Source organism: Vibrio aquimaris (genome assembly GCF_009363415.1).
Classification (GTDB): domain Bacteria; phylum Pseudomonadota; class Gammaproteobacteria; order Enterobacterales; family Vibrionaceae; genus Vibrio; species Vibrio aquimaris.
Window position 1 is genome coordinate 361,417 of record NZ_CP045350.1, and the last position, 18,533, is coordinate 379,949.

Sequence of the window (18,533 nt, forward strand, 5' to 3'; positions counted from 1 at the left end):
GCTAATAATTTTCATGAAAAGGAATTCGTCATCTATGAGGTATACACCTACCTTAAAGCTGAGCACTCGCTTAGTTGCTTTTGTTACCCTTATTGTCATTAGTGCGATGTTTATTTTGTTTTTAGGTGGAACTCTTTCATTCAAACGCTTGGGCCAAGAATACCTTGAGCACTCATTACAAGGCATTGTTGAGGTCTTAGATAAGGAACTGGAAGATCCCGATGCAGCGGATTCGCTACAGCGATGGATGCCTAAAATGCTCAGAGCTTCAAATATCATAGAAATGGAGCTTCTATCTGATAATGGCGCTATTTATCGCTATATAGATACTTCTTCTACTGTCGAACCTGAATTGCTCTATGACACTGAATACAAGTTAGAGCGAAATCCTGACTACCGCCTTCATTTTAAAGCTGTTCCCCCATATATTGGTTATGGCTATTCTCTTGAAGCATTGTGGTCCATTACTCTCGCTGTCATTTTGATTATTTTCTGTCTTGTTCGTGGAGTAAAATGGTTAAAGGAACAGCTGGCGGGATCTGAGTTGCTTGAGGAGCGGGGAAGAATGATCCTTGCAGGGCGTGTAGAACAATATGCGAAAGGCGACATTAAAGAGTGGCCTTATACGGCTAGTGAAGCTTTGGATAGTCTAATCGAAGAATTACAAGATGCTCGCCAAGAACGCAGCCGCTTTGACACTTTTATCCGTACTCAAACTTTTTTAGACCAACTAACCGGAACGGCTAACCGAGTTTTATTCGATAGCAAACTTGAGGCTGCTTTATCTGAACATGGTTCTCATGGTGGTGTTTTACTGCTGCGTATTGATGATTGGGAGCAGTTGCGAGAAGAGTCAGGCAAACAAATGGCTGATGATTTTGTGATAAGTATTGGTGAGAGTCTAAATAATATTATTCAACGCTATCCTGATGTGATTTTATCTCGATACTATGAATCAGACTTTGCTATCTTCGCACCTCACCTGGGTAGTAAAGATGTATCCAACATTGCCACAAGCAGCCTCAATCAATTAACTAAATTGCAAGCTCCAGCACCATTAGAAAAGGATAACTGGGTACATATAGGTATTACTATGTATCGAGAGGGAGAAAGCCAGGAGCGAATTTTAGATGAAGCGGAAACTGCTTTAAAAAGTGCTCAGTTACAGCGCGTCAATACATGGAATAAGTTCAAGAAACGTCAATCCCAAGATGAAGAGAGAGGTAATGTACGTTGGCGAACCTTATTTGATTTATCTATCCAAGCAGACAAGTTGGTTATCTATTACCAGCCTTGCTATTTATTGGATTCCCATAAAGAAAGAATATTTGACCATAATGAAGTATTTATCAGGCTCAATGAGCCTGATAAAGGGCTGATTAAAGCTTCTCGATTTAGTTCAGCTATTGAATCTGTTGGTTATGAAGCGATATTGGATCGTGAAGTATTTACATCTGTTATAAAATTTACAAAAACATCTTCAAAATTAATATGCTACGCTATTAATATACATGTAGTTCCATTTGCAGATAGAAGTTATCTGAGGTGGTTTCAGTATGAACTACTACAATTGACTTCAAGACAACGAAAACAGTTAGTGTTTGAATTTACTGAGGCAAGATTGGTTAAACACTTGGATTATATGAGACCAGTAATAAAAATGATAGCCGGATTGGGGTGTCGAGTCGCTGTTGGGCAAGCGGGACGCTCTATCGTTAGTACTCACTATCTCAAAGACCTTCCAATTGATTTCCTTAAACTACATAGAAGTTTAGTTAAGCGAATCGATCAGCGTGATGAAAACCAACTTTTTGTTCGAAGTCTATTGGGAGCCTGTGAGGGACTAAAAACACTAGTTATTGCTGTTGGTGTGGACAACAAACAAGAATATAAAACCATGATTCGTCTAGGTGTCCAAGGAGTCCAAGGGCGTTATTTTCAGCCAGAGCAACAGTTGTTGCCAACAGTGGCACCAAAAACAAAAGTGTTGATGCCCAGTCAAGTTAAGATTGGGCGTCGTAATCGGTGGCGAAAAGTTAGCGGTAAATGAAAATTCAGTCATTAATAGAAAAGTTCAAGTCTAACAATCAAGTACGTAATTGCTTGTCCGTTGTCGTTTTGCCAGGAGAATTGTATTTTTCAAAGCTAGATAAGCATGATCTAGCTTCCAAAGTCGCGGTCGAAGGAAGCTCTTGGCAAGATACCTTGCGTAGTACGCTTGATGAGCTTGATATTTCCAATTTGACTATCGATCTAGTGCTCAACTCAAAGCTTTACCATACATATCAGATTGATAAACCCAACATCCCCGCAACGGAAATAACCGGAGCCTTGCCCTTTTTACTAAAAGATCTCATCAGTGAAAAAGTAACAGAGATCATAGCCGATGCAACAGAACTGCCCGATGGCAACAAGCTGCAAGTCTATGTGGTGGAGAAGAGCCTGATTATTAACCTGCAACAAATGCTATTGACACTAGATATCCAACTCGGGCGAGTCTTAGTTGAAGATGAAGTCTGGGGCGTTTCAGCGCCTGAAGAGAAAAGTTTTTTGCTTTTACAGCGAAGTAAACAGCGGAGTTTTAGAGTCAGTGCTTTTGTCGATCAACACTGTGCTTTTCAAAGAACAATGCGTGGGATCGCCTCACCACTAACTGGCGTAGCAACTAGTGTTCTGCAACTAGACGGTATTGCTCTGGAGTTGCAGCGATCTATCGATTACTTATCATCACAACTTAGAAGCACCTCTTTGCACAAAATGAAAGTGTGTTGTGATGAAGAAGAATTACATGACTTAGTAGAAGCATTAAATGAGCGCCTAAATGTCAGTGTTACCAGCTTAACAGAACAACCGTGTGAGTCGGGAGAAGTCTTAGTTAAATTTGTCTCTGATTTAGGAGCAAATGCAATTAACCTGTATCCAGAGTCACTTAAACCTAAGACCGAATACTTTACGCTAGCCAATATAGCCATCGGTTGGGCTCTTGTTGCGGGCTTTTTGCTCACAATAATTGGTTATCTCTACTTTCAGCATGCGTACTTAAACAGTGATCTTGAGGATTACCTGAGTCAACAGCAGCAAGCAGAGCAAAAATTATCCGAACTTAATCAGAAGCTTGTCAAACATAAGCCTTCTACTGCCAAGGTTGCGGCGGTTGAAAGACTCAAAACAGATATCCAAGCTAAACAAGCCTCACTAAAAGCGGTGATCAAGTTTGATGAATCTCAGCAGTTGGGGTATTCGGGAGTAATGAAAGCCTTGGCTAAATTAAGCCGTCAGGACATTTCCCTTAATCATATCTTTATTGATGCCGATACTATGGACATAAAAGGCTTTGCTCGTGAGCCTAAAGCGATACCAAATTGGGTCGGCCAGTTTCAATCAGAGGTCAACTTAGTCGGTCGCACATTTGAGCAACTGCGTATTGGACGCAACGACCAAGACATAGTGACTTTTGAATTGAACAGTCAGCGGGAGCGGGAGTGATGCATCCTCTATTGATTCAACTGGACACCAAGTTTAAAGCTCTAAACCAGAGAGAAAAGCTTTTGTTGGCTATATGCGGTCTAGTCGTCATTACTTTGACAATGTCGGCTTGGCTCATCGAACCTTTGGCAAAATCAAATCAGGAATTAGAGCGCCAAGTTACCTTGACCTCACAAAATCTCCAAAGGTTAGAAGCAGATATATTGATAATAACTGCTAAGCTAAACAAAGATCCTAATGAAAATTTGAACAAAGAATACAAGAAGCTTCTCACTGAGAGTCAAAGGTTATCCGAGCAACTTGCCTTAATAATGGAAGAGTTTATTTCACCCAGCGAAATGGCTCAGTTATTAGACAAGGTACTTGATGAAACACAAGGATTAAAGTTGGTGCTACTGGAGTCGTTGCAACCCAAACCAATAATGGAGGCTGATGATCAAAATCAGACTGGTTATTTCATGCATCCGGTGAGAATAGAACTTACCGGTGGTTATTTTTCAATCCTAGCTTATTTAACCACATTGGAGACTATGCCGGTCAATTACTATTGGAGTAGCTTTAACTATGCAGTCGATGCTTACCCTAACGCACGGGTGACCCTAGAAGTTTACACTCTAGGTATAAGACAGGAGTTTATTGGTGGTTAGAGTACTAGTTAGCGCACTGTTTGTTTATTCTTGTGTGGTGGTTGCATCTCAAGACCCCACCGCACCGCTTGGTTGGCAAAAGCCTGATTCAATAGAAGCAAAAAGTAAGAAAAAACAGCAACCTTTGCCTAAACTGCAAAGTATAGTGTGTACAAACCAAGTTCAATGCCGAGCGGTATTGAGTGATAAGGCTGTATTGGTTGGTGATACAGTAAATGGTTTTAAAGTCAGTCAGATTGAAGCTCAATCGGTGACGATTTCTCGTGGAGGAAAGCAATGGAAGCTAAAAATTTTTACTCAAAGCATCAAAAATTAAGGTAATTTGTATTGTATGCATAAACTCGTTTTAGCAGTTGTTGTTGCGTTATTATCTGGTTGCTCAATGGGGCATCGTGATCCTGTTGAAATAAAAGATGAGCTTGACGAGGCGATTGGTGGTCTTGGCGGGCTAGAAACATTGCCTCCTTCTGTTGAAGCAGATTTAATGCCGGAGCTTGACCAAGCGGGTTTGCTCGAATCAAAAACGGTAAAGCGTTTCAGAATACAGGCAAATGAGGTCGAAGCGAAAGCCTTTTTCACGAGTTTAGTAAAGGGCACAGAGTACAGTATCGCTCTGCACCCAGATGTATCCGGCACCATCACAGTCAACTTACTCGACGTGTCACTCGACGAGGTCTTGTCTGTGGTTAGGGATCTATACGGTTACCAAGTTGAGACAAGTGGCAAGGTCATCCACATATATCCTGCTGGGCTAAGAACTGTCAGCATTCCAGTTGATTACCTACAGTTTAAACGAAGTGGCCGCTCAAATACCTTTATTACCACTGGCACTATCACCAACACGAGTTCATCAACTTCGTCATCAAGTGACTCAGATAGTTCCACCTCCTCTACAACCAGTTCTGCGAAAGGTGGAACAGAGATTGAAACCACCAGCGAAAGTGACTTTTGGCCACAACTTGAGCAGGCGGTAAGTCAGTTGATTGGTTCGGGGGAAGGTCAAAGTGTCGTCATCACTCCACAAGCGGGAATTATCACAGTTAGAGCTTTTCCAGATCAAATACGTGAAGTGCAAAACTTTATTGGTGTATCTCAGCAAAGACTGCATCGCCAAGTGATCCTAGAAGCGAAAATTTTGGAAGTCACATTAAGTGATGGTTATCAGCAAGGCATTGACTGGTCAAAAGCTTTTACATCGAATGGAACAAACTACCAATTTGGTCAGGGCAGTCCAACCAATCCCGTAGCAGATTTACCAGGCTTAGACTCGATCGGATCTTTACTTGGCGGTCCTGGCAATTTGGTCATATCGAGTGGCAGCTTTGATGCTGCGATTAGTTTTATGTCCACACAAGGCGATCTCAATGTGCTCTCTAGCCCAAGAGTGACGGCATCAAATAATCAAAAAGCAGTCATCAAAGTCGGCAACGACAGTTATTTCGTTACTGACTTTTCTAGTAATACTAGTAGTGGAACGACAGCGTCTGATACGAGTACCGACATTGAGCTTACACCTTTCTTCTCAGGTATTTCCCTAGATGTGACACCGCAAATCGATAATGATGGAAGTGTGTTGCTTCATGTTCACCCTGCGGTTATAGATGTAAAAGAAGAGACCAAAGATATTACCAACGGTACTGATGAGGTAACACTGCCTGTTGCGACAAGCTCTATTCGAGAATCTGACTCTGTTATCCGAGCCCGCGATGGCGATGTTGTCATCATTGGCGGCTTGATGAAATCCAATACCTTTGACCAAACCACCAAAGTGCCCTTCTTGGGCGATATACCCGGGCTAGGCCATTTATTTCGTAATACAACTCAAATAACAGAGAAAACAGAGTTAGTGATTTTGCTTAAGCCAACCATAGTTGGCGTGAATACATGGCAAAAAGAATTGGAGCGTTCGCGAGATCTACTTGAAGAATGGTTCCCCGATGAGCAATAACTGCCTATGTATCTTGAAAACTTTGGTTTAACCCAACTTCCCTTTCACTTGACCCCAAATACAGAATTATTCTTAGGTTTGGAGCCTCACTATGAGGCTATTCAGACCGTGCACTCTGCGGTTCAAATGGGTGAAGGCTTAATCAAAGTCACAGGTGAAGTGGGGACAGGAAAAACCATGGTATGTCGCATTTTGGTCAATCAATTAGATAAAGAGGTGCAACTGGTTTATCTACCTAATCCTGCTCTTGATGGGGATGAATTACGCAGAGCGATTGCCTCTGAACTTGATGTGATACCTACCGATACCACCACGCTTGTTGGAGATATTCAAGCTAAACTCATAGAGCTAGCCCGTGTGGGTGAGCAAGTGGTTTTATTCGTTGATGAGGCTCAGGCATTGAGTGATGAAGCGTTGGAAGTGTTGCGTTTGTTTGGAAATTTAGAGACAGAACACAGCAAATTACTACAAATTGTTTTGCTGGGTCAGCCTGAACTAGATGTTCGCTTGGAACAACACCACCTGCGTCAGTTTAGACAGAGAATTACTTTTAGTGCTCAGCTACGAAGACTAACTTTATCTGAAGTGGTGGCTTATATTGATAACAGACTGGAAAAATCAGGGGCTGAAAATGAGTTATTTACACTTGGACACAAAAAAGCGATTTGGAAAGCAAGTCGAGGAATACCGAGATTGATTAATCAAATTTGTCATAAGTGTTTGGTGCTAGCATCTAGTCAAGGGTATGAAGTGGTGCACAATCGGCATCTGTATAGTGCTATTCATGATACTTATGACAGTTGTAAACCCAAATTTAAAAGCCCGTTGATATGGGGGTGGAGCATATCATGAGTGTCATTAACAATGCGCTTTCTGAGCTTGTGAAAGGTCACTCGCAACAGTCAGAGCCAGTGGTTAAAGCGTATGTCGAACCGATTAAACAGCGCAGAGTAATTCCTTGGGTTGTTGGTAGCTTTACGCTAAGTCTTGCTGTTGGCGGGTGGACTCTCTCCGTTGACTCTCCACTTGAAACTGATCAAGTATCAAGGTCTGAAACCATAGCACCAGTGCCTAAAAAAGTACTATCACCTACGTCCAAACCTTCAGTGAGTACTGATACTATTTACACTGCGGATTCCACAGATCTAACTACAGAAAAAAAACGCATTGTTACAAGCCTGAACACAGCTTCCTCGACGCCCTCACAGTCTAGAACGCACAAGGTTGCCCGGGTCGAGAAACCTATCCAACACGCACCAGCTCAGTCAGGTGAAATGGTGATCCACCAAGTTGAGTTAACGCCAGTACAGTTGGCAGAAAAGGCTCAGCAGAGAGCAAGCAAAGCATTAGACAATAATAATCTTGAACAAGCATTAGATGAATACCAGCTTTCTCTTCGTTATGAACCCAGTAATATTGAAGTACGCAAGAAGTTGTCAGCTTTGTATTACGGTAAAGGCGATGTGAGAAGGGCTGTCGAAATATTAAACAAAGGGATTCAAATTGATAAAGAATCTGTGGTTCTCAGATTGTCTCTTGCCAAGTTACTTATTAAAGAAAATCAAAATGATGCTGCGTTAACGGCTTTGGTCCATGTTCCAAAAAATGCATCTGTTGATTACATCTCATTGAGAGCAGCATTGGCACAGAAGTCGAATCATGATGATATAGCACTCAATAGCTACCAAAACCTAGTGTCTCTGGATCCTGATTCAGGCCGCTGGTGGCTAGGGTTAGGTATTCAGCAAGAAAGAGCACTGGACTTACCTAGCGCTGAAGAAGCGTATCAACAAGCGCTAAGTAAACTTGGTCTATCGAGTCAGTCTCAACAATTTATTCGCGATCGTTTGGCTCTTATACGTAAGTTAGAGGAGCGGCCTGATGCAAATTAAACTAAGAAAGCGTCTTGGTGACCTATTGGTTGAAGAGGGCATTATTACCGAATCTCAGGTAGAAGATGCCCTAGCGGCGCAAAAAAGCTCAGGTAGAAAATTAGGTGACACACTGATTGAGCTGGGCTTTTTGACTGAGAGCGATATGCTCAACTTTTTATCTCGGCAGCTAGATATTCCTTTGATTGATTTAGCCAGAGCGCATGTCGATGTTGATGCAGTGCAGCTCCTGCCTGAGGTTCATGCACGTCGACTGCGCGCAATGGTGATTGGCCGTCAAGACAATACACTCAGAATTGCGATGAGCGATCCTGCGGATCTATCGGCTCAAGAAGCCTTGCTCGATCAACTGTCACAATACGCAGTAGAATTTGTCATTACGCCGGAAAAACAGCTAGTTGATGGCTTTGATCGTTACTACAGGCGCACCAAAGAAATTGCATCCTTTGCCGAGCAATTACAGGCTGAACATCAGGTTACTGACTCATTTGACTTCAACATTGAAGATGAAGACAGTGATGAAGTCACTGTGGTCAAACTGATCAATTCTTTATTTGAGGATGCGATTCAAGTTGGAGCTTCAGATATTCATATTGAGCCAGATGCGGATGTATTGCGTTTACGCCAACGTATTGATGGCGTGCTACATGAGACTCTTCTTAATGAGGTAAATGTCGCGCCAGCCCTTGTGTTACGACTTAAGCTGATGGCTAATCTGGATATTTCAGAAAAGCGCTTGCCTCAAGACGGGCGTTTTAATATTCGCTCTAAAGGCCAATCAGTAGACATTCGTATGTCTACCATGCCAGTGCAGCACGGCGAATCTGTGGTAATGCGTTTACTTAATCAGTCCGCAGGGGTACGCAAGCTTGAAGAATCCGGCCTACCAGAGCATCTACTAGAACGCCTAAGGCGCCAGCTGAAGCGCCCACATGGCATGATATTGGTTACAGGTCCGACAGGTTCAGGTAAAACCACCACGCTTTATGGTGCATTAACAGAGCTCAACCAGCCGGGCAAAAAAATAATCACAGTCGAAGATCCCGTCGAATATCGCTTGTCGCGTGTTAATCAGGTTCAGGTTAACCCCAAAATAGATCTCGACTTTGCCACAATCTTGCGCAGTTTTCTGCGCCAAGATCCAGACATTATTCTTGTTGGGGAGATGCGTGACCAAGAAACGGTTGAAATTGGATTGCGAGCAGCACTAACTGGGCATCTGGTTTTAAGTACTTTGCACACCAATGATGCTGTAGATAGCGCCCTGCGTATGATGGATATGGGAGCGGCAGGTTATCTTGTAGCGAGCGCCGTGCGAGCGGTTGTAGCCCAAAGACTAGTCCGTAAGGTATGCCCAGACTGCAAAACAGATGACAAATTAGAAGAGGCCAAAAGACAATGGCTAGCGCAGCGTTTTCCTAATCAAGAACAAGCGTCATTTGTTAAAGGACGAGGTTGCCAAAATTGTAACCTAACAGGGTATCAAGGCAGGATCGGTGTGTTTGAAATGCTCGAATTAGAGTATGAGATGATGGATATGTTAAGGGCCGGGGATGCCGTTGGGTTTGCGTCTGTTGCTCGCCAAGCTGAAAGTTATAAACCCCTTCTGGCATCAGCGATGGAACTGGCTTTACAAGGCGTGGTGAGTTTGGATGAAGTTATGACGCTTGGGGAAGGCGATGCGTCAGGCTCTGTCGATGCTATTTATCTATAGGGTGTATAGATGCCAATTTTTCGCTATGAGGGAAGAAATTTGGATGGCTCTGCAGTAGCAGGGCAAATAGATGCAGCTAATGAAGAAGCTGCGGCAGAGTCTTTAATAAATAAAGGGGTGATTCCAACCAATATCTCTGTTGGCGGTGGAGGTGGTAGTGCATTAAACTTCGACTTCAAAGCCCTATTTACCCCCTCAATTCCGTTAGAAGTGTTAGTGATATTTTGTCGTCAATTGTACAGCTTGACCAAGGCCGGTGTGCCACTTCTGCGCTCTATGAAAGGGCTGACGCAAAATAGTGCCAATAAGCAGCTCAAAGAAGCATTAGAAGATGTCGGCCATGAGCTTACTAATGGTCGAGGCTTGTCGGCATCAATGCAAATGCATTCGAAAGTGTTTAGCCCTTTGTTTGTTTCCTTAATCAACGTTGGTGAAAATACAGGTCGTTTAGACCAAGCCCTACTGCAATTGGCAAATTACTATGAACAGGAGGTGGAAACCCGTAAGCGGATCAAAACCGCAATGCGTTACCCAACCTTTGTTATCAGCTTTATCCTCGTTGCTTTATTTGTGCTTAATGTGAAGGTTATTCCTCAGTTTGCGAGCATGTTTTCTCGCTTTGGAGTTGATCTGCCTTTACCCACTAGAATCATTATTTCTACCTCGGACTTTTTTGTGAATTACTGGGGATTGATTTTGGCGGTTATGCTCGGGGCCTTATTGGGCTTCAAAACTTGGCAGCGTACTCCGAATGGACAGGAAAAGTGGGATAAATTTCGTTTGCGTATGCCTATTATTGGGGATTTGGTTAATCGAGCTCAGCTGTCTCGTTTTTCTCGCACCTTCGCATTAATGCTAAAAGCAGGTGTGCCGCTGAATCAATCTTTAGCGCTTTCGGCAGAAGCTTTAGAAAACAAGTTCCTAGAAAATCGTTTGCTTGAGATGAAGTCATCGATTGAAGCGGGCGGCACTATTTCATCCACAGCCAGCAATAGCCAAGTGTTTACTCCTCTGGTATTGCAGATGTTATCTGTCGGTGAGGAAACAGGTCGTATTGACGAGCTGTTACTGGAAGCTGCCGATTTTTATGATCGTGAAGTTGATTACGATCTTAAAACGCTAACCGCGCGAATTGAGCCTATATTATTAGTAATAGTTGCAGCAATGGTGCTTATTCTTGCCTTGGGAATATTCCTCCCCATGTGGGGAATGCTTGATGCTATCCAAGGTTGATATGCTGATTAGCCCTGATAGATCGCGACTTGTCCTCTGGCTAGTTGTGATCTGTGTATTGCTTTTGAGTTTGCTGACTGCGGTGGAAAAGCTGCAAAGAGATATGAGTGAAACAGCTTTTCAGTTGGCGGGCAAAAGAATGCTTGAGAGAGCAGGGTTTTACAAACAGCAATGGATGTTAAAAGGGCAACCAGACCAATTAGAGATTGAAGGACTGCAAATTATTTTTTCACCCAGCGGGTGGTTGCTGCCAACAAATGATGAGAAGGCTTCTAGCTGTCAATCTTGGTTTAAACTCTTGTATCCAGAGCAAAGGGTACTCGATGAAACGCCAAAGCAGATAATAGAGCGCTTCGATAAAGGGCGCTATGATTGTAAATATATCTTTGCTCAGGGCAGACAAATTCGGGTTCAGCTAGTAGAAGGTAAGTTCAGTATTGGTATTGATAATGGCTAGATTGAAAAATGAGACATTTACATTGGTTATAATTGGCGCATTAAGTATAGTTCGCGCCGCTATTTGGCGGGTTGATAATTATGCAAAGTAAGCGGTCAGGTTTCTCTTTAGTTGAGCTTGTGGTGGTGATTGTGATTGTTGGCCTATTAGCAGTGGCCGCTTTACCGCGCTTTTTAGATGTGACAGATAGTGCTAAAAAAGCCAGCGTAGAAGGCGTTGCAGGAGGTTATGCCACTGGGGTTTTGTCTGCTCGGGCCCAGTGGGAGGCGGAGTCTCGTCCTTCAATTACAGTGAATACAGAAACCTACAACAGTGTTAATTATGACGGCGTGGAGTTCTGGCTTACTAGGGCTAAAAATGCCAGTAACACTGATACTGGGTTTCGAGATGGCTATCCATGGGCTGTGAAAAGAGCAGGGGATACTAGCTTTCCGACAGCCTTGACCGATGATATTTGTGTCGATTTGATGGAGAATTTACTGCAAAATCCTCCGGCTGTTGAGGCGGCAGCAACGGCCAGTGATAGCGATAATGTTAAATACTCAGCTCAAGCAGAGAATGATGAACGCTGTACTTATATCCAAAAAGTCGGCGGTGTTGATAATCAATTTGTATATGAAATTAAAACTGGCCGCGTTATTGTCACCTTGCAATAGCCGCGAGTAATGGATGAGAGAGATGTAGCATGATAAAAAAACAAGCGGGTTTTACCCTGATTGAACTGGTTGTGGTTATTGTAATTTTAGGTATCTTAGCCGTGACGGCAGCACCTCGTTTTCTTAGTCTACAGGGTGATGCACGTCAGGCAAGTTTACAAGGCCTGAAAGGCGCGATAGATGGTGCTGCTGGTATTGTATATGGTAAGGCCGCCATCGAAGGTGTGGAGACTGCTTCTACAGCAACTAATGTAACCGCAGGTGGGACAACGGTCAGTACTATTTTTGGTTATCCTACTGCTAATGCCGCTGGAATTGGCGCTGCCGTTACGGGGTTAGACACTGATTGGGCGGTGGCCGCAAGTGTTGCTGATACTTCTATTACCTATGGTTTTACTGGAACGCCATCAGCGACTTGTGCTGTGACCTATACACAGGCTACTTCAGGAGCTGTTGCGACTTCTGTTGTGATTGATTCTGGTTGTTAGGCACTTGCTAAAAAGGCCAGCGATACTGGCCTTTCTCTAGTTTTTAACTCTTTATTTAACTAAGACAAGCTTAGTGCCTGCAATGCTATTTACTATCTATAATTAGACCACGCCCATTACTTATGTAAGGTTTTTATGCTCAGTAGGCACAACCATGGCTTTACGTTAGTTGAACTTATCACCATTGTTATCCTACTTGGGATAGTATCTGCATACGCTTCGAGTCGGTTTTTTGGAAAAAGCAGCTTTGATGCCCAGCTTATCGAGCAAGAAGTGCTTTCCTCTTTACGATTAACTCAGCTTCGTTCTATGAATCGTAGTGGATTTTGTGGGCGCTGGTTGATAAGCAGCAACCAAGTGATTCAAGTTTCGCCAACGCTATCCGCGGGCTCATGTAGTACCACCCTTCCCACAGACACCAGTGACAGCAGTTATGTAAATGGCCAAGAAGCTAATGTACAACTTAGCCTTGAGGCAGATGGCAATGTTAATTTTATTGATTTTGACACTCTAGGACGCCCCGAACAGTGTTCCTCGGATTGCACAGTGACTTTAACTGGTCAATCTGGCGTGCAGCGCTTTATCTGTATCAATGCACAAGGGGGGATCTATGCCAATGCTTCAAGCTGCTAAGCTACGTGGTTTTACTTTGATTGAAATGATCATTGTCATCACCATTTTGGCGATAGTCGTTGGCGGGGTTTCTATTGCGCTTTTTCCAAGAAGTAAACAAAGCGCTGATCAAATTGCAGCTGTTAAGGCTGCTGAGCTAGGGCGTGCCGTGATAGATGAAGTACTAGGCAGAAATTTTGATCATAATTCAGGTCCAAATGGTGGTCTACCTGAATGCGTTTTGTCCGGCGTGTCAGGGGCCACTTGCACCATATCAACCGCTTTAGGCCCGGAAACGGGTTCAGGGGAGAGTAACAACACGCTGTATAATGATGTTGATGATTTTAATGGTTTTAATGGTAGCGCGCGAGATGTGCTGGGCGCGACCTTAAGTGAGGGTTATCCAGGTTATAACATTGCTATTGCGGTTTATTATGAGGATTTTAATGGTGGAGTGATGCAAGGCACGCTCTCTACCAATATCACCCATTATAAACGAATAGAAGTGACGGTAACTGACCGCCAGGGTAACCAGTACCCATTTGCAGTTATTAGAGGGAACTATTAATGCAACGAGAGAGCGGACGTGGCTTTACCCTAATTGAAATGGTGATCTCTATTACCTTGCTCGGCATTGTAGGGCTATTTATCGGAGAGGTAATTCGTCAATCTTTCGTGTCTTTTTCAGATTCAGCCAGTCGCGAAGCTCTTGTGCAACAAGGGCGTTTTGTCACTGAAAGATTGCGAAGAGAGATACGGGAAGCCGTTCCCAACAGTGTGATTGTCAGCAATGATTGCATTGAAATCTTACCCATTACTAATAGCGCGATTTATATCGATCTTCCCTCTCCCTCTGCGGTTTCTTCTGCTATTCGAGTGTTGCCAATTGAAAAGAACATTCCGGCCAATGAGCGAGTTGCTGTTTACCCAACGAGTGCGGTTGAGCTTAGAGCCGATGTGGTCTCAATTGGTCAAACAGCCCAAGTTCTGACAGAGGTTGATTTTGCTGTGAGTGGGGCGATGACTAGTATGGTCGATGTGACTTTGACCCAATCAAGTGGATTTGTGACGCTTAGCCCTGCTGATCGCCTGTATTTCTATCGAGAGCCTGTGGCATTTTGTCTTGTGGGTAATGAGTTATTGCGCTATTCCGGCTATTCTTTAAACAGAGCCTCGTTGGCGCCAGCGTCGCTAAATACTGGGGTTCGAGTTGCGGGTAATCTCACTGATGTGAACTTTATCGTTGAACAGCCACAGTTGCAACGTAATGGGTTAGTGAAAATGGAACTGATATTTGAGGATAATGGAGAGCAGGTAAGGTTTGACCATGATGCGCTTATTTACAACACGCCATAAACAATCCGGCAGTGGCCTGCTGCTGGTGGTATTTATTATTGTGGTTGTTGTCGGGTTTGTTGCCTCGGTGGCTAACCGCAATCAAGAACGTATTAGCGATCAGTTTATTGCTTCTGTAATCGGAACAAGAGCAGAACTGGCGGCGCGCTCTGCTGCTCAAATCGAGCTGAGCCGTTTTTATCAAACCCCATCTAGCGGCAGCTGCCAATCTCTTTCTGACCAAACAGTAACCTTACAAGGTAATGGTTTTTTTCAATGCTCGGCAAGCGTTAGCTGCGTCAATGTGGGTCAACTTGACGATAGCCGTAATATTTTCCAGCTCACATCTACAGGGACCTGCAATGTGGGAGATTGGCAATTGCAGAGAGTAATTCAAGTCGGGGTGCGCGACGATGCGTAAACTATTTCTCACTGGCATGGTTTTATTTTGGACAGCTTCGAGTTTTGCTCAAGATCCTTTACCAGTAGCCAAATACCATCTTGATGAGTCGACTTGGAATGGCACCTTTAATGAAGTCAAGGATGTTTCAGGTAACAACCTTCATGGAACAGCAGTGAATGGTGCGTTAACAGCAAACTCAACGCCTGCGATACCTTCGATTAACAACTTAGGTACGTGTGGGTACGGAAGTTTTGAGCATGATAATAATCAATACGTTAACATTGCAGACAACAATATACTAGATCTCAATGAAACTCTCACTGTATCAGCATGGATCAATCCAAGTAGTGGTCCAAGCTCTGGTTTGTTTAGTATTTTCTCCAAGGATTCTAATTTCGAAGTCCATATTGATTCTAGTCGAAGAGTTTTTTGGTGGTGGCAAGAAGATAATGGCACTACTCGAACTCTTACGAGCAGTGTTGCTGTGCCGCTTAACGCGTGGAGTTTTATTACAATTAGGTATGACTTTCAAAACTCTAGAGCGAGTTTATTCATAAACGGTGTTCTAAGAGCAAGCCGAAATTCTGGGAGCAGTCGTCGACTACGAATAAATGGTAGTGCTTTTCAGATCGGTCAGGACCAAAATTTTCCTGGGAGAGCTTTTGATGGTTCGATTGATGAGGTACAAATATTTGATGCTGCTTTAACTGATCAACAAATCCAACAGCTTTATAGCCAACGCCATGACTGTAGTATCATATTTTCTCCTCAATGTTTTACCGACGATTTTAGTTCTAGTCCACTTTCAGACCTATGGGTGACATCAACCAGTAAAGGCTCTTTTCAGCCACAAATTATCAATAATAGATTAAGGTTTACACAGGCGGTTCGCAATCAGGCAACCTCATCGACCTATCAGCGCTTATTCCCAGCTGCGGATAATTTAGTTGAGGTTGAGTTTGATCATTTTGCTTATGGGGGCAATGGGGCTGACGGTATCGCCATTGTTCTGTCTGATGCCCTTATTACCCCCAGAGCCGGTGCTTTTGGTGGCCCTCTTGGCTATGGATTTAAGCCAAACGAGTCTGGTTTTGCTGGTGGTTGGCTAGGGGTTGGCATCGATGAGTATGGTAATTTTTCCAGAGAAGGTGGACAAGGTTCTACCCCAGGGCGCAGGAGGCAATCTGTTGCTATTCGCGGCTCCGGGGTTGATGAAACAGGTTATCGGTACTTGGCGGGCGCATGTAATAATGGACAGACTAACACTAATGGTAATTGTCTATCTCCTAGAGTTGACAATAATAGTTCAGGGCCAGTGCATCGATACAGAATTGTAGTGGATTCTCGATCGGCTAATCAGTCACAAGTAGAAATCTTACGTAAAATAGGCAGTGGGAGCTGGCAGTCTATTGTTGGTCCAGTCAATGTTTTGGCTAGTCAGTTTAATCAGGCAGCGGTACCGGCTGACTTTCTACTATCCGTAACCGGTTCTACTGGTAGCGTGACCAATATTCATGAGATAGACAATTTTGAAGTGTGTGCGCTTCGATCGCGCCCCATCGATGAGCAAATCGACCACTTTCGTATCACCCATACGGGACAAGGAGTGACTTGTAATCGTTCTGAAGTCACGATTCAGGCTTGCAAAAATGCGACTTGTAGCGAGTTATTTACCGATACCGTCACGGTTTCTCTAGATCCATCGACTGTTTCAGGTGGTGGCGGTTGGGAAGGTGGCAATTCACAGAGTTTTACTGGTGGTTCAGGGACCTTTTACATTAGAAAATATCAACCTGGAACAATAACTTTGGATGTTATGGGGTCTAATCCACCCGCTCGACCATTTTCTACCAATTTATGTCAAATAGGCAGTGGAGGCTGGAGCGCATCAAATTGTGATCTAGTCTTTTCTGACAGTGGTTTTGAAATTGACGTGCCTGACAAATACGCCGCTGAAGCTGTAGAGGTGACCATAAGTGCAGTTAAGCAGGGTGATAGTAATACCAAGTGTGATGTGGGGTTTGGCAATGTGACTAAAAGTGTAGCCCTATGGAGTCAGTATTTGAACCCTACAGCTGTTGATATTATCGGTGATCCTAAAGTGTCTGTTGATCCAACTGGAACCTATATTGAACTCAATACCAGTGAGTCAGGAGCGGGTAATTTTAACTTGGCTTTTGATAGTAATGGCCAAACAAAGTTTAATCTTAATTATGACGATGCAGGGCAGATGCAGCTCAATGCTAAATTTACTGGTACGGTTGATGAAGCTGGCTTAGAGCTATCCGGAGCGAGTAACTTTGTGAGTTTTCCAGCCTCTCTCGCTGTAGTGGCAAAGAACTCTGATGGAGTTGAAGAAGAGTGTACCAGTATCGATGCGTTTTGTGATTGGTTTACCAAAGCGGGGGCGAGCTTTAACCTTGAAGTGACAGCGCTAGGTCAAACTAATCAGCCAACACCCAACTACACACATAGCGGTATCGTTGTTGCTCATGAATTGGCATCTCCTGATACTGCAACTTCTCAGGAAGGCACTATAAGCACCGTAAGCTATGATCATTCTGCTGTAGCTGGCAGCATTAACATTGTTTCTCAGTCTTTATCAGAAGTTGGAGTATTTGATTTTACCATTACTCCTCCCGCCGTATTCAATGGCAGTAGCGCGAAAACCATTACACCAGCTAAGAGTGTGTATCTGCGTTTTATCCCCGCTTACTTTGCAGCCTCTGTTTTTCAATCACCTACGCTGCAAGCGACTTGTAACAGCTTTAGTTATATTGGCCAGCCTTTTGACTATCTCCTTGCTCCCCGTTTAGCGTTAAACCCCAAAGCCGCCAATGGTGCTGATGTCACAAATTATCAGTTTGGTGACTTTTGGCGTTATGACAGTAGTTGGCCAACACGTACATACAGTGATACTAATACCACAGAATCGATTAATTTCGAACAAGGTGTAGCAAGTGTGGGTAGATTTACAGACCCCAATAACGCCACTGTAGTGCAACTAAGTAATGAACAGATCACCTACACCAAAGGTGTGAGCCCTATAAACTCTTTCTCAGCAAATCTTCAGCTCACTTTGGGTGCGAGCGATATTACCGATCAAGACAATGTTTGTTATAAAACAGCCGATTCGAATTCCACTAACGATTGCTTAGGTATTAGCTTTAACAGCGACAATGCAATGCAGCTATACTGGGGCAGGTTACTTCTTAATGATACCTATGGCTCTGAGCTTTCTGCGCTAAGGCAAAGACTTGAACTACAGTATTACAACAGCAACCAGTTCGTCACTAATACTGCCGATTCTTGTACAAACTTTGATAGCGTTACCAACTTTGATTTTAGTTCAAGTGATTACACAGTCGTCACCAGCGGAAGTCCAACACAGCCGGAAGTCAATGCTTCCTTAACATCTGCCACAGCTAGCAACGGTGAGTCTTGGTTAGAATATAGTGCGCCAGGCTCTGGAAATACGGGGACGATTACCTCATCTTTTAATATGCAGCTCAGGGGAGTGCCCTGGCTAAGAGAAGATGCGGATAACGATGGCAGTCTTGATGATGATAACTCGGTGTCTGGGCAAGTTCAGTTTGGCACCTATCGAGGAAGCGATCGCGTTATATGGTGGAGTGAGCAAGACTAGCGTTTTGCTGTGGTGT

At 43.6% G+C, this 18,533-nt stretch carries 17 protein-coding genes; all 17 read left to right on the plus strand.

All coding sequences use genetic code 11. The features are described from left to right. Positions 1 to 34 precede the first annotated feature (34 nt). The 17 genes from csrD (at position 35) to FIV01_RS01810 (ending at position 18,517) form a co-directional block, all read left to right on the plus strand. The gene (gene csrD / locus FIV01_RS01730; protein WP_152429458.1) at positions 35 to 2,050 is read left to right on the plus strand and encodes an RNase E specificity factor CsrD; all 2,016 of its coding nucleotides are present in this window, start codon (positions 35 to 37) and stop codon (positions 2,048 to 2,050) included. Next, positions 2,047 to 3,486: an MSHA biogenesis protein MshI gene (locus FIV01_RS01735; protein WP_152429459.1), complete on the plus strand. Its 1,440-nt coding sequence runs from the start codon at positions 2,047 to 2,049 to the stop codon at positions 3,484 to 3,486. The genes csrD and FIV01_RS01735 overlap by 4 nt, the downstream gene beginning before the upstream one ends. Next, complete coding sequence (gspM, locus tag FIV01_RS01740) at positions 3,486 to 4,133, plus strand: type II secretion system protein GspM (RefSeq protein ID WP_152431627.1); 648 nt, start codon at positions 3,486 to 3,488, stop codon at positions 4,131 to 4,133. Before FIV01_RS01735 ends, gspM begins: the two co-directional genes overlap by 1 nt. Beyond that, positions 4,126 to 4,449, plus strand: coding sequence for an MSHA biogenesis protein MshK (locus FIV01_RS01745; RefSeq protein WP_152429460.1), 324 nt, complete (start codon positions 4,126 to 4,128; stop codon positions 4,447 to 4,449). The genes gspM and FIV01_RS01745 overlap by 8 nt, the downstream gene beginning before the upstream one ends. 15 nt (positions 4,450 to 4,464) lie before the next feature. Then, positions 4,465 to 6,081: a pilus (MSHA type) biogenesis protein MshL gene (mshL, locus tag FIV01_RS01750; RefSeq protein WP_152429461.1), complete on the plus strand. Its 1,617-nt coding sequence runs from the start codon at positions 4,465 to 4,467 to the stop codon at positions 6,079 to 6,081. 6 nt (positions 6,082 to 6,087) lie between these two features. Next, positions 6,088 to 6,933, plus strand: coding sequence for an ExeA family protein (locus FIV01_RS01755; RefSeq protein WP_152429462.1), 846 nt, complete (start codon positions 6,088 to 6,090; stop codon positions 6,931 to 6,933). Then, positions 6,930 to 7,973, plus strand: coding sequence for a tetratricopeptide repeat protein (locus tag FIV01_RS01760; RefSeq protein ID WP_152429463.1), 1,044 nt, complete (start codon positions 6,930 to 6,932; stop codon positions 7,971 to 7,973). The genes FIV01_RS01755 and FIV01_RS01760 overlap by 4 nt, the downstream gene beginning before the upstream one ends. Continuing rightward, complete coding sequence (mshE, locus tag FIV01_RS01765; RefSeq protein ID WP_152429464.1) at positions 7,963 to 9,687, plus strand: MSHA fimbrial ATPase MshE; 1,725 nt, start codon at positions 7,963 to 7,965, stop codon at positions 9,685 to 9,687. Before FIV01_RS01760 ends, mshE begins: the two co-directional genes overlap by 11 nt. Before the next feature lie 9 nt (positions 9,688 to 9,696). Continuing rightward, entirely contained in the window at positions 9,697 to 10,920 is a 1,224-nt protein-coding gene (locus FIV01_RS01770) for a type II secretion system F family protein (protein ID WP_152429465.1), read from the plus strand. After that, a complete protein-coding gene (locus tag FIV01_RS01775; RefSeq protein WP_152429466.1) occupies positions 10,904 to 11,377 on the plus strand; it encodes an MSHA biogenesis protein MshF in 474 nt (157 codons plus the stop codon). Before FIV01_RS01770 ends, FIV01_RS01775 begins: the two co-directional genes overlap by 17 nt. A gap of 80 nt (positions 11,378 to 11,457) precedes the next feature. Then, a complete protein-coding gene (locus tag FIV01_RS01780) occupies positions 11,458 to 12,033 on the plus strand; it encodes a prepilin-type N-terminal cleavage/methylation domain-containing protein (RefSeq protein WP_152429467.1) in 576 nt (191 codons plus the stop codon). A 32-nt stretch (positions 12,034 to 12,065) separates the two neighbouring features. Further along, positions 12,066 to 12,521: a prepilin-type N-terminal cleavage/methylation domain-containing protein gene (locus FIV01_RS01785; RefSeq protein WP_152431628.1), complete on the plus strand. Its 456-nt coding sequence runs from the start codon at positions 12,066 to 12,068 to the stop codon at positions 12,519 to 12,521. Between the two features lie 135 nt (positions 12,522 to 12,656). Continuing rightward, positions 12,657 to 13,154 (plus strand): pilus assembly FimT family protein, encoded by a 498-nt coding sequence (locus FIV01_RS01790; protein ID WP_152429468.1) that lies wholly within the window; start codon positions 12,657 to 12,659, stop codon positions 13,152 to 13,154. Next, a complete protein-coding gene (locus tag FIV01_RS01795) occupies positions 13,132 to 13,701 on the plus strand; it encodes a prepilin-type N-terminal cleavage/methylation domain-containing protein (protein ID WP_152429469.1) in 570 nt (189 codons plus the stop codon). The genes FIV01_RS01790 and FIV01_RS01795 overlap by 23 nt, the downstream gene beginning before the upstream one ends. Next, positions 13,701 to 14,489: a PilW family protein gene (locus FIV01_RS01800; protein WP_152429470.1), complete on the plus strand. Its 789-nt coding sequence runs from the start codon at positions 13,701 to 13,703 to the stop codon at positions 14,487 to 14,489. Before FIV01_RS01795 ends, FIV01_RS01800 begins: the two co-directional genes overlap by 1 nt. Next, positions 14,461 to 14,889 (plus strand): MSHA biogenesis protein MshP, encoded by a 429-nt coding sequence (locus tag FIV01_RS01805; RefSeq protein WP_152429471.1) that lies wholly within the window; start codon positions 14,461 to 14,463, stop codon positions 14,887 to 14,889. The genes FIV01_RS01800 and FIV01_RS01805 overlap by 29 nt, the downstream gene beginning before the upstream one ends. Continuing rightward, positions 14,882 to 18,517 (plus strand): DUF6701 domain-containing protein, encoded by a 3,636-nt coding sequence (locus tag FIV01_RS01810; RefSeq protein ID WP_152429472.1) that lies wholly within the window; start codon positions 14,882 to 14,884, stop codon positions 18,515 to 18,517. Before FIV01_RS01805 ends, FIV01_RS01810 begins: the two co-directional genes overlap by 8 nt. The last annotated feature ends 16 nt before the right edge of the window (positions 18,518 to 18,533 follow it).

What these genes read in the sequence shown, in the direction of transcription:
- FIV01_RS01800 (WP_152429470.1), top strand. Translation starts at nt 13,701, where the DNA reads ATGCAACGAGAGAGCGGACGTGGCTTTACCCTAATTGAAATGGTGATC.
- csrD (WP_152429458.1), top strand. Translation starts at nt 35, where the DNA reads ATGAGGTATACACCTACCTTAAAGCTGAGCACTCGCTTAGTTGCTTTT.
- FIV01_RS01735 (WP_152429459.1), top strand. Translation starts at nt 2,047, where the DNA reads ATGAAAATTCAGTCATTAATAGAAAAGTTCAAGTCTAACAATCAAGTA.
- FIV01_RS01775 (WP_152429466.1), top strand. Translation starts at nt 10,904, where the DNA reads ATGCTATCCAAGGTTGATATGCTGATTAGCCCTGATAGATCGCGACTT.
- FIV01_RS01805 (WP_152429471.1), top strand. Translation starts at nt 14,461, where the DNA reads ATGATGCGCTTATTTACAACACGCCATAAACAATCCGGCAGTGGCCTG.
- FIV01_RS01795 (WP_152429469.1), top strand. Translation starts at nt 13,132, where the DNA reads ATGCCAATGCTTCAAGCTGCTAAGCTACGTGGTTTTACTTTGATTGAA.
- FIV01_RS01755 (WP_152429462.1), top strand. Translation starts at nt 6,088, where the DNA reads ATGTATCTTGAAAACTTTGGTTTAACCCAACTTCCCTTTCACTTGACC.
- mshL (WP_152429461.1), top strand. Translation starts at nt 4,465, where the DNA reads ATGCATAAACTCGTTTTAGCAGTTGTTGTTGCGTTATTATCTGGTTGC.
- FIV01_RS01770 (WP_152429465.1), top strand. Translation starts at nt 9,697, where the DNA reads ATGCCAATTTTTCGCTATGAGGGAAGAAATTTGGATGGCTCTGCAGTA.
- FIV01_RS01780 (WP_152429467.1), top strand. Translation starts at nt 11,458, where the DNA reads ATGCAAAGTAAGCGGTCAGGTTTCTCTTTAGTTGAGCTTGTGGTGGTG.
- mshE (WP_152429464.1), top strand. Translation starts at nt 7,963, where the DNA reads ATGCAAATTAAACTAAGAAAGCGTCTTGGTGACCTATTGGTTGAAGAG.
- FIV01_RS01760 (WP_152429463.1), top strand. Translation starts at nt 6,930, where the DNA reads ATGAGTGTCATTAACAATGCGCTTTCTGAGCTTGTGAAAGGTCACTCG.
- gspM (WP_152431627.1), top strand. Translation starts at nt 3,486, where the DNA reads ATGCATCCTCTATTGATTCAACTGGACACCAAGTTTAAAGCTCTAAAC.
- FIV01_RS01810 (WP_152429472.1), top strand. Translation starts at nt 14,882, where the DNA reads ATGCGTAAACTATTTCTCACTGGCATGGTTTTATTTTGGACAGCTTCG.
- FIV01_RS01790 (WP_152429468.1), top strand. Translation starts at nt 12,657, where the DNA reads ATGCTCAGTAGGCACAACCATGGCTTTACGTTAGTTGAACTTATCACC.